The organism is Rhodococcus sp. 05-340-2 (assembly GCF_002258915.1).
Taxonomy (GTDB): Bacteria; Actinomycetota; Actinomycetes; order Mycobacteriales; family Mycobacteriaceae; genus Rhodococcoides.
The window spans coordinates 1-16,334 of the sequence record NZ_NOYU01000010.1; the positions used below are offsets into that span (position 1 = coordinate 1).

At 63.9% G+C, this 16,334-nt stretch carries 13 protein-coding genes; 3 read left to right on the forward strand and 10 right to left on the reverse strand.

What is annotated here, in order from left to right:
- Positions 1-111: 111 nt before the first annotated feature.
- Both CH271_RS04355 and CH271_RS04360 read right to left on the reverse strand, forming a co-directional pair.
- Complete coding sequence (locus CH271_RS04355; protein WP_143546003.1) at positions 112-1,923, reverse strand: hypothetical protein; 1,812 nt, start codon at positions 1,921-1,923, stop codon at positions 112-114.
- A 29-nt stretch (positions 1,924-1,952) separates the two neighbouring features.
- Positions 1,953-3,545, reverse strand: a complete 1,593-nt coding sequence (locus CH271_RS04360; RefSeq protein ID WP_094632800.1) for an AMP-binding protein — start codon at positions 3,543-3,545, stop codon at positions 1,953-1,955.
- A gap of 160 nt (positions 3,546-3,705) precedes the next feature.
- Between CH271_RS04360 and CH271_RS04365 the strand changes: the two genes are divergently transcribed.
- The 3 genes from CH271_RS04365 (at position 3,706) to CH271_RS04375 (ending at position 7,597) form a co-directional block, all read left to right on the forward strand.
- The gene (locus CH271_RS04365; protein ID WP_094632801.1) at positions 3,706-4,857 is read left to right on the forward strand and encodes a PucR family transcriptional regulator; all 1,152 of its coding nucleotides are present in this window, start codon (positions 3,706-3,708) and stop codon (positions 4,855-4,857) included.
- A 203-nt stretch (positions 4,858-5,060) separates the two neighbouring features.
- On the forward strand, positions 5,061-6,797 hold the full coding sequence (locus tag CH271_RS04370) for a hypothetical protein (protein ID WP_094632802.1): 1,737 nt from the start codon (positions 5,061-5,063) through the stop codon (positions 6,795-6,797).
- Between the two features lie 32 nt (positions 6,798-6,829).
- Positions 6,830-7,597, forward strand: a complete 768-nt coding sequence (locus CH271_RS04375; RefSeq protein WP_094632803.1) for an SDR family NAD(P)-dependent oxidoreductase — start codon at positions 6,830-6,832, stop codon at positions 7,595-7,597.
- 6 nt (positions 7,598-7,603) lie between these two features.
- On the opposite strand, the gene CH271_RS04380 is transcribed toward CH271_RS04375, so the two are convergent.
- The 8 genes from CH271_RS04380 to CH271_RS04415 form a co-directional block, all read right to left on the reverse strand.
- Positions 7,604-8,953, reverse strand: coding sequence for an ABC1 kinase family protein (locus tag CH271_RS04380; RefSeq protein WP_373453602.1), 1,350 nt, complete (start codon positions 8,951-8,953; stop codon positions 7,604-7,606).
- Positions 8,954-9,014: 61 nt separating this feature from the next.
- Positions 9,015-9,593: a hypothetical protein gene (locus CH271_RS04385; protein ID WP_094632804.1), complete on the reverse strand. Its 579-nt coding sequence runs from the start codon at positions 9,591-9,593 to the stop codon at positions 9,015-9,017.
- Between the two features lie 37 nt (positions 9,594-9,630).
- Entirely contained in the window at positions 9,631-10,785 is a 1,155-nt protein-coding gene (locus CH271_RS04390) for an MlaD family protein (RefSeq protein ID WP_094632805.1), read from the reverse strand.
- Positions 10,782-11,915 (reverse strand): MCE family protein, encoded by a 1,134-nt coding sequence (locus tag CH271_RS04395; RefSeq protein ID WP_143546004.1) that lies wholly within the window; start codon positions 11,913-11,915, stop codon positions 10,782-10,784. The genes CH271_RS04390 and CH271_RS04395 overlap by 4 nt, the downstream gene beginning before the upstream one ends.
- Positions 11,916-11,926: 11 nt before the next feature.
- Positions 11,927-13,027, reverse strand: a complete 1,101-nt coding sequence (locus CH271_RS04400) for an MCE family protein (RefSeq protein WP_094632807.1) — start codon at positions 13,025-13,027, stop codon at positions 11,927-11,929.
- Positions 13,024-14,034: an MCE family protein gene (locus CH271_RS04405; RefSeq protein ID WP_082898755.1), complete on the reverse strand. Its 1,011-nt coding sequence runs from the start codon at positions 14,032-14,034 to the stop codon at positions 13,024-13,026. Before CH271_RS04405 ends, CH271_RS04400 begins: the two co-directional genes overlap by 4 nt.
- Positions 14,031-15,056: an MCE family protein gene (locus CH271_RS04410; protein WP_094632808.1), complete on the reverse strand. Its 1,026-nt coding sequence runs from the start codon at positions 15,054-15,056 to the stop codon at positions 14,031-14,033. Before CH271_RS04410 ends, CH271_RS04405 begins: the two co-directional genes overlap by 4 nt.
- Positions 15,053-16,330 carry an MCE family protein gene (locus tag CH271_RS04415; RefSeq protein WP_094632809.1) on the reverse strand — a complete coding sequence of 426 codons (1,278 nt, stop codon included), beginning with the start codon at positions 16,328-16,330 and terminating at the stop codon, positions 15,053-15,055. Before CH271_RS04415 ends, CH271_RS04410 begins: the two co-directional genes overlap by 4 nt.
- Between the last annotated feature and the right edge of the window lie 4 nt (positions 16,331-16,334).

Here is a 16,334-nt window from a genome sequence, read left to right on the forward strand (position 1 = left end):
AACCGATGGTCGGTAAGAAGAAGGCCCGCCCACCCCTGAAGCAGGGGGAGCCGGACGGGCCTTCTTCTTACCGACCATCGGTTACCTCCGTTTCGCGAGGTGCTGCGTTCGTCATCGACCGGTGGTGACGAACGCAGCGATGGCTGCACTCGCAGCCTCGGGCCGGCCGTTGTTCTGCTTCTCGGCCGCGGTGACGACGTCGTAGTGTCGATAACCGGGAATGTACTCGGCGTTGGCCGGAACCAGGCCACCGTACTTGGTGTTCTGCACCGGTGAATCACCGGACAGCAACGTCAGGATCGGCACCGTCGACGGCGTGCTCTGCCAACGCTTTCCGTGTAGGAGGTGCTCGAGAATCCCGCCCTCACGGTTCTGCAGACCGGCGAGTTCACCGTTGCGAATGCCGCCGAGCGCGAATGCGGTGTCGGTGATCAATCGAAGCGGGGTGAACCGCTCGAAGAAATCGACCGGCGCGATACCCGGGGTCATGGCCCGAGCCAGCTGATTCATGTCGGTCACTTCGTGATCCGCGTCGGTCGGGGTGCCGTTGGGCGAACCCGGGAGCTCGATCGACGACGGCCACACCTCGTCGTAATTGCGCCACCCGCACACCGTGTTCGGATCGGCGGGAGTGTAGTTCTGGCCGAAGCCCACACGGTGGGGAATGACCAGCAGCTGGCCGATGATGGGGATCGACGTCAGGCCGTTCGGAACCGGGTACGTCTTGCCGACCACGTCGCAATCGTAGAAGCCCGTACCCGCCTGCAGGACGTACTCCGATGAGTTCTGATCGAAGTACATTCCCAGCGCGGCCTGGTTGGTCAGCCGCTGCTGATCCGGTAATGATTGCGGCACAACCAGATCGATGTAGTCACGGGCATAGAAGAGGCGCATCCAGGCTTCGGTCGTCAGATCGCGTGGTGCAACCTGCGGCAGGTCGCTCTCGGCCTCGGGGTCCTGATGCGCTGCCATCGCAGCCAAGCTGTAGGTGTTCAGAATATTCGCAGCACTGAGAATCGGTGTTTCCGCCGCGGGCAGCAGATCGGTCACGGCCCCGGCGACGTCGCGTAGACCGCCGAGGGTGTCGGAGAGCAGATCGTCGATCAGACCGGTGCCGGCAAAGCCGACGGGGTCCGTCATGGCCAAACCGTCCAGTGCGATACCGCCACCGCCGCAGAGCGAGAACCCGGCGTCGTCGACCGTGCTGGAGTCGGTGTCGAAATCCCACGCCAGCATCGGCCCCACCATGAACGCGCCGAGGGAGTGCCCACCGCAGTAGGACTTGCTGCGCGACGCAGGATCGGGCAGCACCTGCTCGATCACCGCCCGCCAGTCGTCCATCGCCAGTGCCAGGCCGAATTCTCTTAGGTAGGAAAGGGATTGCGGAGTCGGCTTCTCGTACCGCTTGCCGTCGAGCTCCTGATTCTGGAAGTAGTACTCGGCTGCGCGGTGGTAGTCACCGTCGCGAGCTGCGGCATCCCAACCGGAGTTGTCCTCTGCGCAGTTGGCCCGGCGGTCCAGAGAGATGTACTCGACGAACTTTCCTCGTTCTGCGGCCTTGCGCACCACCTGCGGTGCTTGCGGTGCCATGTTGGTTGCGCCCGAGAACGTGCCGGGCTGGACGGTGATGACAGCGTCGGCGTCGGCACTGTTCTGTGGACCGTCCTTGTGCCGATATCGCAGATAGCTCAACCACTCACACTCCGGCGGAACGTCGGTGCCGGCGAGGTAGGGACTCCGATAGTGGACTCGCACATAGGTTTCCTCTATGTCCGAGCCCAGAGCCGGGTCGCCGACGACGGGTTCGGTCACGACTTCGGTGACGCCGGTAGCAGGCAGGGCGATCGGCTGCGCGGGAGCGACAGCGGAGTTCGTCAACACGACACCGAGTACCGAACCGCAGACAACAGTCGATCGGGCCAAGCGTCGCAGTGTCGTGTTCGTAGTCGGCATCATTCGACACCCGCAGTGAGAGCAGTCATGACGCGGCGGTCGATCTTGCCCGTGGTGGTGCGAGGGAGGTGGTCGACGAACACCACGTCGCGCGGAGCCTTGAAGCGGGCGAGTTCGGTTCGGATGTACATTCGTACGGTCTCCGCAGTCAGAGTCGGATTCGATCGCACGATGACCGCAGACAAGCGCTGCCCGAACTCTTCGTCGGGTACGCCTGTCACGGCCGCTTCTTCGATGTCGGGATGCGCGTACAACGTTGCTTCGATTTCGCCGGGAAACACGTTCTCGCCGCCGGAGACGATCATGTCGTCGTCCCTGCCGTCGACGAACAACAGGCCGGTCGAATCCCAATGTCCTACATCGCCGGTCGACATCAGACCATGCGCGAAATTTTTGCTTCCACCGGACGAGTAACCGTGGAACGAGATGGAATTTCCGACGTGGATCGTGCCTCGGCGGCCTGGCTCGGATACCAGTTCACCATCGCTGTCCACCAATTTCACGACGATGCCGAGGGGTGGACGGCCCACGGTTCCAGGACCCGCCAGCCAATCTGCCGGAGTGGCGACAGTTGCCGTTCCGGTCTCGGTACAGCCGTAGTAGTTGTAGATGACGGGGCCGAACTTCTCGATGGCGCGGTTGCCCAGACTCGGAGCGAGAGCTGCTCCTGCAGTGAAAATGATGCGCACGCTCGAGGTGTCGTGAGTGTCGATGTCGGGGGAGCGGAGAATGCGGTGCAGCATCGTCGGCACCAGGACGACGGCCTCACATCGGTGAGATTCGATCTGGCGCAGAGCCTTCGCGGCATCGAAACGCCCGTGAAGTACTACGGTGCATCCCAAATTGATGGCAATGATGAACTGAGACAAAGCAGTTCCATGGAAGAGGGGAGCGCACAGGAGCACGGTCTGACCGGTCTCGAGGGGTACTCGGTCGAGAAACTGCGCCGAGGCGAAGGCCGAGCCGACCTCACGCGGTGCGCCCTTGGGGGTTCCCGTCGTACCGCCGGTCAGCAGGACGAACTGCCCTTGGCGTGTGGGCAACGGTAGTGCAGTGTCCACCCCGCCTTGGTCGAGACCGTCGAGGGCGCTTCCGAGTCTGGTGATGTGCGGTGCCAGTTCGCCCGCGAGATCATCGAATTCCTCGTCGTTCACCACGGCAGAAACACGTTCTCGCACTGCGACATCGGCAAACTGCCGAGCGCTGAATCCGGTGTTCATCAGCACCAGCCTGGCTCCGAGTTTGGCTGCCGCAATCATCGCCAGCACCAGTCCACGGTGATCACGGCACAGCACGGCAATGGTCGATTCTTCTCTCAGGCCACATGCATGCCAGTTGTGGGCGATGGCGTTCGTGGCTCGGTCGACCTCCCGATAGGTCAACGGACCGGCATCGTCGACGATCGCGACGTGGTCTGCGTGCCACGCGGCACCGGTGGCGATCCCACTGGCGATCGGTCCGAGAGTGCTTACGGCTCTGGACTTCTGCCGAACGCGCAGCGGACGCTTCAGGTCGATCATTCCGCTGCGCTGCATCACTGCGATCTGTCGAGCGCGCAGCACTGCGGACTCGAAGGCTGGGTATGTGGACATCGAAACGTGAGCCCCCTCGGTGTTCCCGTCGCATCGACGAGACGGGTGAAATCGGTGTGCTACCGATCACACAGCAGCTCGAACCGTCCGCACAGTGACGATCCGACGATGTTGAACATCCACTGTTGTGCACATTGCCAATGGGTGGAAGTGTGAACGGATGGACGGCGATTCGGTGCCAGGTTCGGAGTCGACAGTCAGCGAGCGCGTTGCGGCAGTCATCGGTTGGTACGCAAGCCAAGGCGGACCGTCGTATCGTCGTGTGCCCAGTGAGCTGGTGGCACACGAATTCTTCGACGGAATCGAGCTGAACGTCAAAGCACTGTTGGCGTTCATCGAGAGCGGAAAGATGCCGACCGCGCACGAGCTTCGGCCGGTGACCGAACTCGCTATGGCGCGCATGGCCAACGGGGCAAGTCTGCAGGAGGTGATCGGGTCCTACCAAGTGGTGTCCGCCGACCTCTGGCGTCGGTTCATCTCCGAATCCGACCCGTCCGAGCGCGAAGGCCTGCTCGAACTGATGCCGAAGGTCACCGACTACATCTTCAACGTCGTCACCCTCATCGCCACCGAAGCTGCGCACCGGTCGGCCGATCCTCGCTCCGAGGCACGCGAGCGGGACCGCGCGGCCGTCGATGCTCTGCTCGCCACCGGTGAGGCGACGGGGCCATTCGAAATCGATCACCCGTGCTTCGTGATCGCCGTGTTCACGCTCGCAGGTTCACCGGGTGCCGGCTCGTCGGTCGCTGCACTCAAGTCCGGAATCGAATCGATTCCCGACGTACGAATTCGACTCGACCTCAACGGATGGGTGGTGGTCCACTGGTCGGCGCAGGGACGTGAGTCTGCCACAGTCGATTTCAGGAACGCGCTCGAACTCGCGCACGACGCCGCGGCAGTGCGGTGCTGGGCAGGTATCGCAGCGTCGACCACCGCCCACGGTGTGCCCGACGCGTACCGCGTGGCGCGAGGCCTTTCCGGCGCGGCACACAAACTGGACAGGCCCGAATTCGTCGCCGATCTGGCGCACCTGACCGTCGAATATCTGGGTGCCGCATCGGGGCCCGATCTTCCTGCCGTCGCAGAACTCGTGGAGCCACTGGCGAATGCAGATCCGATTTTCGAGCAGACTCTGCGAATCTTCCTGGACGAGAACTGCAACCAACTCGCCACGGCCCGTCGCATGCACGTGCACCGGAACTCGGTCACCTATCGGTTGGGCAAAGTGCAGACCTTGACCGGCTTGAACCCGATGATGTTCACCGAGGCAGCGTCACTGCATGCAGCCCTCGTCGCTCGCGGCATGCTCTGACCTCGTTGTCGAAGTGCACAACAAGCCGATGCCAGACCGTACGCTTTGCCCCTGGACCCTCTGATCGACCCGTGTTGCACTGATCACATCGGGGCGCGTCGAGTCATCCGCAATCGGATCGCACAGTTCTGCCATACATGCGCATCGCACCCCCGAAATACTCACGAGCACACAGGGGAACGATGTCAACCTTCATTCGAGCCATGACGATTGCGACCGTGGCAACTGCCCTCGCCCTCGGCACGGCTCCGTACGCGACGGCCGATCCGGCACCGGTCACGTCCGCGACCGACCGCCAGGAAACCCCGATTCGGGAGAGTGGCGGGATAGCGGTTTCCTATGTGTCCCTGTCGCTCCCGTTGACGGTGCAGGGAGTTCCGTATCCGGCTGCGTGTGATCGCGTGGGATATTGGCGGTACCGACCCGTGGACGGTCCGACGGACTCCTCGGCCGCAGACGCCGTGGTGGTGCAGCAGCAGGGACTCGGTGCAGGCGCCGTCCATTCCGAACCGGTGGCCCGCAACACCGTGCTCTCGGCCCTGGACGAGGGCAGGCACATCGAGTTCTGGTCGCTCGCCCGCCGCGCAACATGCCTCGACGAAACGACCGGCTTCGACGAGGCATTGCGCACCGGAAACTACCTCGATGCCGTCGACTACTACTTCGGCAACAAGGCGATCGACGGCAAGACCTTCCCAGGAGTTCGCAGCGGCGAGAATCTGCGCGTACTCGACGCCATGGGGCTACCGCGGGTGGTGCGCGACCAATACGAGGTGATGTTGCACGAGCTGCCCGATCAGAAAGTCCGGCAGAGCAAGGCGATCTGCACCGGAATCTCGTTGGGCGGACTCGTCACCGGGCTGTTCTCGGACTGGGACTTCGACGGAGATGCGCGGACCTCGGCCGATGCAGGCTACAACCAGTGCCAGTCCTTTGCGGCACAGGATTCGCTGATCAGCTCGGATCCCGCTGCGCTGCAGAACACTCCCGTGCTCGCCGGCCTGACAAATCTGGTCACCGGTAGTGCCGCAGCCGTACTCGACGCCGGGCTGACGGCCGGTGTCATCCCTCGCACCTTCGGAGATGCACCCATACTCGGGACCGAGACGTTCCTGTTGCTTCGCTTGGCAGGCTTGGCCGCGCACCTGGATCCGGACGGTGAAAGTCAGCTGCTGCAACATATTCCGCGAGACGCGGGATTGGAGCTCTCGCTCAACTTTCTGTTCGCCCCCAACGCGGCCGACTTCGCGCAGGATCTGGTGACCCAGCCGTCGATTCGCGACTTTAGATTCACCAACGAGGCACTGCTCGGAACGCTTCTCGACGACAACTCGGTCAACTTCGCGCTGTTCCAGCTGAGCCTGGGGACGATCACCGGCGGCCCGGTTCAGGAGAAGACGTTCCCCATCCCCGGCTCGACCACCCAGGTGCCGATCCTGGGCGGGTTCCTCGAGTTGGCGGCGGGCAAGCAGACACGTGTCGCGCCCGTGGACCCGTCCGTGCTCTACACCTGGCTCGACTATCGAAGCGTCGCCGGAGTGCCGTACACGTCGCCCGAACGCGAGGTGACCGACATCGATCAGCTGGCGCAGCTCCTGTCGACGGGTAGTCCGAACGGCTACTGGGAGACCTACTTCCCGTTGGAACTGCTCAAAGACATCGGCGGTGCCTACGGCGGATCACGGATGGGAGAACTGTCGAACCTGGCCACGGCCGGCATGAGCCGAACCAAACCGAATTTCGTCGCGTTCGCCGGTGACAGTCCGGTCCGGAAATCAGCGGGAACATTCTTCCCCGCCCCTTCCCTCACCGATGAACGACTGCTGCCCGGCTACACGCACGCAGACACCATCGGGGCAGCGGAAATACAGAACGACGGTCACCGGGACTACAGCGGACAATATCTGGCCGAATTCGTTGCGCGTCAGACAGCCGGCTGACGTTGCGAAGCGACTGAAAGAGCAGGGTTTTCATGGATATCGCAGGAACGACAGCAGTGGTGACAGGGGCGGCGTCGGGACTCGGTGCGGCGGTTGCTCGCCGGCTCGTCGACGGCGGAGCACAGGTGCTGGGGCTCGATGTGCCCTACTCGATCGAACGCGCCGGAGACCGCGTGCCCGACGGCATCACCTTGGTCGCAGCAGACGTCACCAGTGAGGCGGAGGTGCAGGCGGCGCTGAGCGTGCTGACCGGTTCTGCCCCTCCGCTACGGGTGGTGGTCAATTGTGCGGGAGTGGGGTGGGCCGGTCGCATCGTGTCGAAGAACGGGCCCCACGATCTCGAGATCTTTCGCACGGTGATGACGGTCAATCTGCTCGGGACCTTCAACGTCATGCGGCTGACAGCGGATCGGATGCAGTCACTCGACCCCGTGAACGACGACGGACAGCGAGGACTGATCGTCAACACTGCCTCGGTCGCTGCATTCGAGGGACAGGTAGGTCAGATCGCGTACGCCGCATCCAAGGGCGGCATCCATGCAATGACCGTCGTGGCGGCACGTGATCTGGCGCAGTTCGGTATTCGTGTCAACACCATCGCCCCCGGCACCGTCGACACACCGATGCTCGCGAGTATGGACGCCGGTTATCGAGCCGCGTTGGAGGCAAGCGTGCCGTTCCCCTCACGACTGGGGCGACCGGAAGAGTTCGCACAGCTGGTGCAGATGTTGGTCGAGCACGACTACATCAACGGGGAGACGACTCGAATGGACGGTGCGATCCGAATGGCACCCAGGTGAGGGCGGTCAGTCGGGCAGCGTGATGTTTCGCGCGAGGGCGGCGGCCGCGACCTCGTTGGGCAGTATGTTTCGGAAGAGGAAGAGATCTCGGCCCAGTATCCAGTCGGGAGCCAGTGTGGCCGAGTATCTTTCGAAGTAGCCCAGTTGTTTGCCGAACAAGACCAACTCTTCCGGCGTCGCGACGCCCCAGCGCCTACCGGTCTCGACGAGCGACCCCACGAGCCTGCTCAGATCCAGTCGGCCGGCACCTCGGCCGAGAACCGGCTCGAACAGCTTTCGCAACTGGAGGCCGATCAGTTTGTCGCCCAACGTCGTTCCCTCGGTGATGCCCAGCATGCGGATGCGTCGCGCAGCCTCGGTGTAATTACCGTCGAACAGAGATGCACGGAACATTTCGCGCAACACGTCGCGCCACTCTTCGGGCAACTCACCGACGATCCCGAAGTCGAGGAACCCGACCCGTCCGTCGTCCAGCTCCCACAGATTGCCCGCGTGCACATCTCCGTGGAACGGCCCGTGCAGCACAACGGCTTCCAGCCAGACCTTCACGCCACGACGAAGCTGTAGCTCCGAGTCGACCGTGGCCAGACCGTCCGACATGATGCGGCCGACCGGAGTGCCGCGAACTCGCTCCATACAGATCACCCGAGGTCCGCAATGGCTCCAGAAGATCTCCGGAACCATCACGTGGGAATTGTCCCCGAACACGTACAGATTGTCGCGAAAACGTTCCTGGCGCAGCGCTTCTGCTGCGCTGTTGAGTTCCTGGGCCGTCAGGTCGTTGAGGTCGCGGACGACGGCCGTCGCATTCGTTATACGGAAGAACTCGAAGAATCTCTCCAGCAACGCGGCTCCGGTGTATGCGACCCGGAGATCGACCCGCATGCGACGTCGAATTTCCGGCCGTTGCACCTTCACCACCGCCTCGCGGCCGTCGGGTAGCACGCAGGCGTGTACCTGCGCCACAGATGCAGCCGAGAGAGGTACGTCGTCGAACGACCGAAACAGCTCAGCAATGCTGCCGCCCAGGTCGCGCTCGACCGCGCGGCGAGCCTTGTGCGCCGGGACGGGTGGGACACCGTCGAGCAGTCGTAGACATGCATCGGCCAGAACCGGGGGAAACACGCCGGGTGACGAGGCCATGAACTGGCCCAGTTTGACGAACGTCGGCCCCAGCGCCTCGAACCCCTTCACCACACCTTCGGCGAGAGCAACCGTGAAGCGACGGCGTTTGGCGAGCCAGGACACCGGCCATCGGATGACGGCTATGGCAGCGGCCGCGACGAGGACCACGGTGATCCAGGCGGCGCGGCCCAACTCCTCGAGTCCGAAATGCGTGAGGTCCGGGTATTCGATGTCGAGGGCTTCGGGAGGCGGGCCGTCCGAGTACGGTCCCGTGGAGAACGCGTCGCCCGAACTACTGCGCGGAGCTGGGATTGGCGACGTCACTGGTCAACCACCTACCGTCTTCCTGCTTTTCGAGCGTCATGACCACTGCATTCACCGCCTCACGGGGTTCGGTGACCGTGGCGTTCGAGGCCGTCTGATCGATGATCACCAATACTTCAACCCGGTCGACCGCCGTGGACTTCGCAGCGATGTCGAGGACCTGCGCCGTCGATGTGGCACCGGCCTCCACCAGAGTCGCCTGCAAATCGCTGCTGGTCTCGGTAAACGTATCAGCCAATGACCCAGTGGCACCAGATAATACGTCGTCGACGTAGGTGTCGAACGTATCTGCACTGTAGGTGAACAAGGTGATCGCGAAGGTACGAGCGGTATCGACGGCCTCGGCGCGGGAGGTGTCGAGCGAGCGTCGGTGTTCGAGCTGGTACGCGAAGACGCCCGCACAGGCGATCGCGGCGATCAACGTCAGCGCCAGAGCAGACACCACTGCCGACGGCCGCCGACGTGCGCGAGCCTGCACCGCGGGCTCCTCGGGGGTCTCGTCCAGTTTTTCGTCGGGTATCGGGTCGTCGGTTCTCAGGTCGGTCATGTGTACTCCTTCGTTGGGAAGACGGTCGAGGGGTCGGTCAGCCGCCCGTCCGCTCCTGCCCGGTAGCGCCGGCGGGGGGACCGCCGGAGTCGTCGCCTGGTGGACGAGGAACGTTCTGCGCGCCCCGAACCTGCAGCCCCGGGTCGGTGCTGTTGCAGTACATGTACTTCAGCGGCGGAGTCATCGCGGCGATGGACGGCGAGACAGTGGGGTTGAGGTAGTCGCAGGTGGGTCTCGGATACGGGTCGGCGACGACATTGAGTTGGTTGTCGTGGCCGGCGAGTCCGAACGCGCCTGCGCCGGCCGACATCGCCGGGAACAGGGCCTCGATCGCGGGTGTGTGCAGGCGAGCGGCCCTGGCGATGCGGGCGAGGTTCTTCAGAAGATCCCCGCCGGCATCGCGATTCTCCCCGATGACCGCCTTGGCGGAATCGAGTCGAGCAGGGGTGTCGTCGAGCAGAGCGCGGATCTCGGCATCCGACGCAGACAACTGCTCTGCCAACGCCGTGCCGCCGATCGAGAGTCGGGTCAGATCGGGTTCGATGTCGCCGACGGTCTGCAGCAGCGTCCGACCGGTGCGAATCAGGGTGATCGTTTCGGGAAGAACGGAATCCAGACCGGTGAGCAGTGCGCCGCCGCCGTCGATGATCGCTTGCAGTTCCGCGGGCCCACCCGCCGTCGCAGCATCGAGCTCGTCGATGATCGAGGACAGCTGCGCGGGGTCGATCTGGCTCACCAGATCGGTGACACTCACGAGCATCGTGGCGAAGGGGACCGGGGTGTCCGTTCGATCCTGTTCGACCACGTCGCCGTCGGCCAGGTACGGAGCATCGTCGGAATCGGGGCGGAAGTCGATGTACTGCTCGCCCGCAGCGGACAGCGCTGCCACCACGACGGTGCCGTCGGCCGGAACGCGGTGCCCGGCCGAGATGTCCAGTTGCGCTTCGACACCGTCGACGGTGATGTCGACAGCAGCTACTCGCCCGATTCGTTGCCCGCGCACGGAGACATCTCCGTTCGCCTGCACCCCACCGGATCCGTCGAGCCGCACGGTGACGCGGTAATCGTCCGAGAGCGGATCGATGCGCAGCGCTCCGACGGTCAGGTATGCCGCCCCCACGAGAAGGACGAGCGCGAGTGCTGTGTTCGAGACGAGTACAGGATGCCGAGTCACCCAGTGGCGCAGTGTCATCGGCCGGCCCCCGTGTCGTCGGGAGACGGGGTGCCGGTGGGGGTCGGCAGTTCGACGGTCGGCGCGGGAGTGAGTCCCTGTCCGGTCACCCGACCGTACACACGGTTCAACGTGTCGGTGAGGCTGCCGACGAAGTCCTCGCCGTCCTGGGCCCCCGGCCAATGGCTCTCCGGATCGTCCAGCACAGCCAGGCTCAGCCAGGAGAGCCGAACATAGATCGCAACGGAATTACCCTTGGTGTTCGAGGCCAGTTTCGGTGCGAGCTGCTCGAGTTGCTTCATGGCCACGTCGAGGTCGTCGCCGATCGCAGCGACCGACGAGAGCGTCTGCTCGGTGCCGACCAACAGATCACGCAGCGCCGGACCTGTTTCGTCGGTGAAGGTTGCGAGCTTGCCTGCCGCACCTCCCGCGGCGGCGATGACGTCGGTGATGCCTTTGCTGTTGTCGGCCAGCGTCTGGGTGAGTTCGGGTAGCTGCTGTGCGATCGCGTCTATCGCGTCGGTTCTGGCACCGAGAATCGAACTGAGCTCCTGCGTTCGGTCCAGCATCGAATCGATGCGATCGGTGCGCTCGTTCAGGTCCGTCACTGTGGCGGTGAGCTCGGTGAGAATGTTCGACGCGTCGGCGCTCCGACCGTCGATCGCCGTGTCCAGTTCTGCGATGATGGTCTGCAGTCTGCTGACCCCACCGCCGTTGACGACGAGCGACGCCGAGGCGAGCAGTTCCTCGACACTGGCACCCGCGGAGGTGGAGGTGATATCGATGGTCGAATCGGGTTGCAGCCGAGGGGTATCGGGTCCTGTGCCGGGCGACGACAGAGAGACGAAGACATCTCCCAGCGGAGTCGCCTGGCGCAGTTCTGCCCGTACGTCGCTCGGAAGGTTCACGCCCGACCGAATGGCCATCTGTACCCGCGCCGTGTAGTTCTCGGCGTCGATCTCCTGGACCTGACCGATGTCGACCCCGCCGAGTTTGACCTTCGCCTGCTGAGGCAGGTTGAGTGCATCGGTGAAAACGGCGTCGATGCGGTACGAGTCGGCGCCGACCCCTGGGCTCGGCAGCGGCAGGTCCTCGAGGGTGGTACTGCAGCCGGTGAGAACCGCCGTCGCCGAGATCGCTGCGATCGGCATCGTCCAGTACTTCACGGCTGACTCAGCCCCAGCAGCGCCGCCGAGATGCCGAAGTCCGGTCCGAAGTCGTACACGCGGCCGGTACGGCAACCCTCCGACTTCGACTGGATTCGCTGGCAGAACTCGTTGACCAGTTCGGTATCGAACAGCGTTCTGTCGGTGAGGAAGTGGACGCGCAGAGCTCTGGAGACCGGATCGGTGGCGTTCTCGAGATTGCGGAACAGCGTCGGTGCCGTGTCGATCGTCTCCGACAGTTCACGGCTGTGGTCGGTCAGCCCCGCGACCGTGGTCTCCAAGTTGGCGAACAGTGCAGGGAAGGACTCTCGGTTCGCGTCGATCAGGCCCGTCAGTCGACTCGTCAGCCGATTGATCTGTGCGACGGTATCTCCGAGCGCGGCCGACTGATCACCTGCTTCACCGATCACCTGCGCCATGTCCGTCGAGAAACCACGAATCTGCGTATCGTTCTCTGCCGCAACGCGGGTCAGCTCACTGACCGAGGTGATCAGGCGGGTCAAGGAGTCCTTGTTGTCCACCCCGACCGCCAACGCTGCGGACAGATCGTCGAGAGTGGACCGGATCTTGGCCCCGTTTCCCGTCAATCCCTCGTTCGTCACCGCCAGTAGATCTGCGATCGGCCGATTGCCGTCGCCGCTGTCCGCGAGAGTGGCCGACAGCTCGGTGACGGCGTCGAGCACCCTGTCGATCTCGACGGGTACGTGCGTTCGGGAGAGGGGCACATGCGCCCCGTCCTCGAGAACCGGCCCGTCTCCCGAATACGGTGGCGTCAACTCGACATGCCGATCGGTCACCACCGACGTCGAGATGGTCGCCACGTCCAGATCGGCTGGTAGCTGCACCGATTCGTCGACCGTCATGCTGATGCGTACGTGCGAACCCTGCGCCTCGATGCTGTCGACTGTTCCGACCGACATGCCCAACACCGCAACCTCGTTTCCCTCGTAGAGTCCGGCCGCGTTCTCCAGATCGGCGGTGATGGTGATGGTCGAACCGGTCGCCGAGGAGAGCGGTCGAGGCATGCCGCAGCCGGTGCTCGTCAGCAGCACAGCCGACGCGCATACGGCCGTGGCGACCCGAATCCCGGCTCTCATCGGCAACCCTGAACCACGTGGGCCGAACACAACCAGTTGTCCGGCAGCAGCGACCACGGAGTGGCGATGTCGACGTAGGGACCGTTGCCGAAGGCGTTCGTCATCTGCCGCACGGTGACCGGCAGACTTTCGTACACCCGCCGCAGCGTGTCGTCGTTGTTGGCCAGACCCTGACTCAGCGCAGTCAATTGCCCGATCAACGGGTCTATCGCAGCACGGTTCTCGGCGAACACGGTGTCGAGCTGGGCGGTGAGCGCATCGGTCGAGGCAAGCAAGTTCGCCACCGCGCCCCGCTGCGCGGCGATGGTGTTTGCGAGAGCCGCACCTTGGCCCAGCATCGACATCAGGGCGGCACTGTTGTCCGACAATCGCGCCGTCACCCGATCTGCATCGTCGAGCAGCGCCGCTATCTGATCCTCTCGATCGGCGATCACCCTCGACAGGGCCGAGATGCTGTCCAGTGCCTGACCGGTCAGTTCGGGAGTGCCTTCGAGTTGATCGGCGACCGTGGTCAGTGACTCGCGCATCGTTCTCGCATCGATCTGCTCGATCACCGGTGTACCGGTCTGGATCGCCTTCTGCAGATCGAAGGGAACTGTGCTGTGCGACAGCTCGATCGGACGATCACCCAGCGGGGCGTCGCCGTCCGGTGTGAGTGAGACGTAGCGCGACCCCAGAATGGTGGACAATTTGATCTCGGCTTTCGTCTCGGAACCCAACTCGACGGAGTCGTCCACATCGAGCACGACGTGAACGTGATCGCCTGCCAGCGCCAGAGAATCGACCTTCCCGGCGGAGACTCCGGCGATGCGGACGTCGTCACCGCTCCGCAGCCCGGCGGACTGAGCGAAGAGAACGTCGACGGTCCGATCGCCGATGCCTGCATGCTGATAGCCGAGCACCGCACCGAAGATCAGGACGATTGCCACGCATCCGGCGATACCGCGCCAGAAGTCACGGGGCATCGCCCGGGTCGAGGCTCGAACGCGAGCCGATAGCGACGTCATTCGAGGCAGACCTCCGACTGTGCGGTGCCGCCGACTCGACTGAAAACACCTGGTGGGAAAAGAAGTCCGGCGAAACTGACGTCCAGATTGCAGACGTACATGTTGATGAAGCTTCCGTTCTCGGTGATGCGCGAGAACGACGAGAGCACCGAGGGCAGCATCCCGATGGACGTGCTCAGTTGCGCGCCGTCGCGGTTCACCAGATCGGTGGTCGCACCGAGTCGATCGATGGTGCCCGAGAGCGTCGGCCGTACGTCGTCCACCATCTCGGCGACGGGACCGGCGGAATCTCCGATCGTGCGCACCGCGGTGGCCAGAGGTTCTGCTTGCGCATTGAGATCGGTCACCAATCTCTGCGTGGATTCGATGAGAGCCGTCGTATCGTCACCGCGATCGGCCACCTCGGCCAGTACCTCGCCCAGGTTGGCTACGATCAGACCGAGTATTTCGTCCTTCTCCGCGAATTCTGCTGCCAGCGAGGCACTTTGCACCACCAGAGTGCTGATCGAGACGCCGTCTCCCTGCAGGGTGGCAACGATGGACTCGGACAACGAGTTGACCTGCTGGGGGTCGAGCACGCTGAACAGTGGTTGGAAGCCGTTGAGGAGAGCGGAGACGTCGAACGACGGCTCGGTGCGCTCGATCCCGATGGTTGCACCCGGCTCGACCGTACCGGTGGATTGCCCGGTGGTGTCGAGGGCGAGGTAGCGCTGACCGATCAGATTCTGGTACTTGATCGAGATCGCCGTGTTCTCGTACACGGTCTGGCCGCGCTCGAGGACGAATTGCGCTCGTGCGGTGTTTCCGTCGAGCGACACATCCTCCACTTTGCCCACGCGCACACCGGCGATCCGGACGTCGTCGCCGCTCTGTAGGCCTGATGCATCCTCGAAAAGCGCAGCGTACGTCTCGGTTTCACCTGCCACCGAACGGCCGAGGGTGGTCCAGATCAGCGTGGTCACCGCGATGGCCAAGACCATGAAGATGCCGAATCCGATGAGGGGCCTGCGAATCGACGTCATGGTGCACCGACCGGATCGGCGTTGTCGATCGCGATGGTCTGCCCGCGCAGCAGCGGCCCGAGGAGAATGATCGAGGTGGGATCGGCCGGCCTACCGAGCACATCGCCGATTGCGGCCTTCGGCTCGTCGCTGCCGACGGATCCGATGTTGCCCGGCGAGTACGAGATTCCCTGCGCCGGAACAGTCGTGCCGCCCAGCGCGTCGCCGCCCGAGGCTCGCGACGGCGGTGCAGTGGAGCAGCTGGCTCCGGCCATGTCGCCGTAGCGGGGGCAATCTTCCCGGGTGTACGGGGTGAATGGGGTGGCGGTGATGTCGATCGACCAGATCAGTCGCCCGTTGGGGCCGGTGAAGGCGCGGTTGAAGCCTTCCAACGTTCGGCCGAACTCCCGCACACCGGCAGGAAGGTCGTCTCCGTTGACGGCCAGAGCTCCCATGACCGGGTCCAGGTCTCGAACCAACGAAATCGCCCCGGACAGGTTGGGTGCCAGCGCCGCGTCGAGACTCGACGTGGAACCGGCCGCGCTGGTCAGGAATTGCGTCAGCTGATCGCGCTTCTCCGCAATGGTCGCCGCGGGAATCAGCGAACTTTCCAAGGTGTCCAACAACAGCGGTGCCGTTCTGCTCAGGCTGCCGATCGAGGTGTCGAGCAGGTCGATATCGGAGGTGAGATCCGGCATTTCGGCTCGGAGTGTGGTCAGGTACTCACTGGCTGTCGAGATGGTGGAGCCGATCGATTCACCGCGGCCGTCCAGAGCGTCGGCGAGCGTGGACAGCACCGAACTCGACTTCTCGGGGTCGACTGCGGTCAGCACGTTGCGCAGACTCGTCATCGCGGTCTGCAGTTCCAGCGTTTCCTGTGAGGCGTCGCCAGGAATGGTTGCGCCCGCCTCGATGCTCCGTCCGCCGCCGGTGTCCACCAGTTCGATCGAGGAAACGGCGAAGATGTTGCTGGGCACGACCCGTGCGGTGACGGTGTCCGGGATCGTCTTGGCGCGTGCGGGATTCAACCGAATTTCCACGGTGCTGTTGCCGGTGGGATCGCTGTCCACCCCGGCAACCGCGCCGACCAGAACTCCGCGGAACTTGACGTCCGCATTCTGCGGCAGACCGTCTCCGAGTGTGGACATCGACGCGACGACGTCGACGGTGTTGCGCCAGACACCCGTGTAGCGCGCCAGCAGAAGCCCTGCGATGGTGCTGAACAGCAGGAACACGCACAGGCCCCGGATCACGAGCGCGGACATCGACGGTGCGCGCCCTCCCACATCGAACATCCCG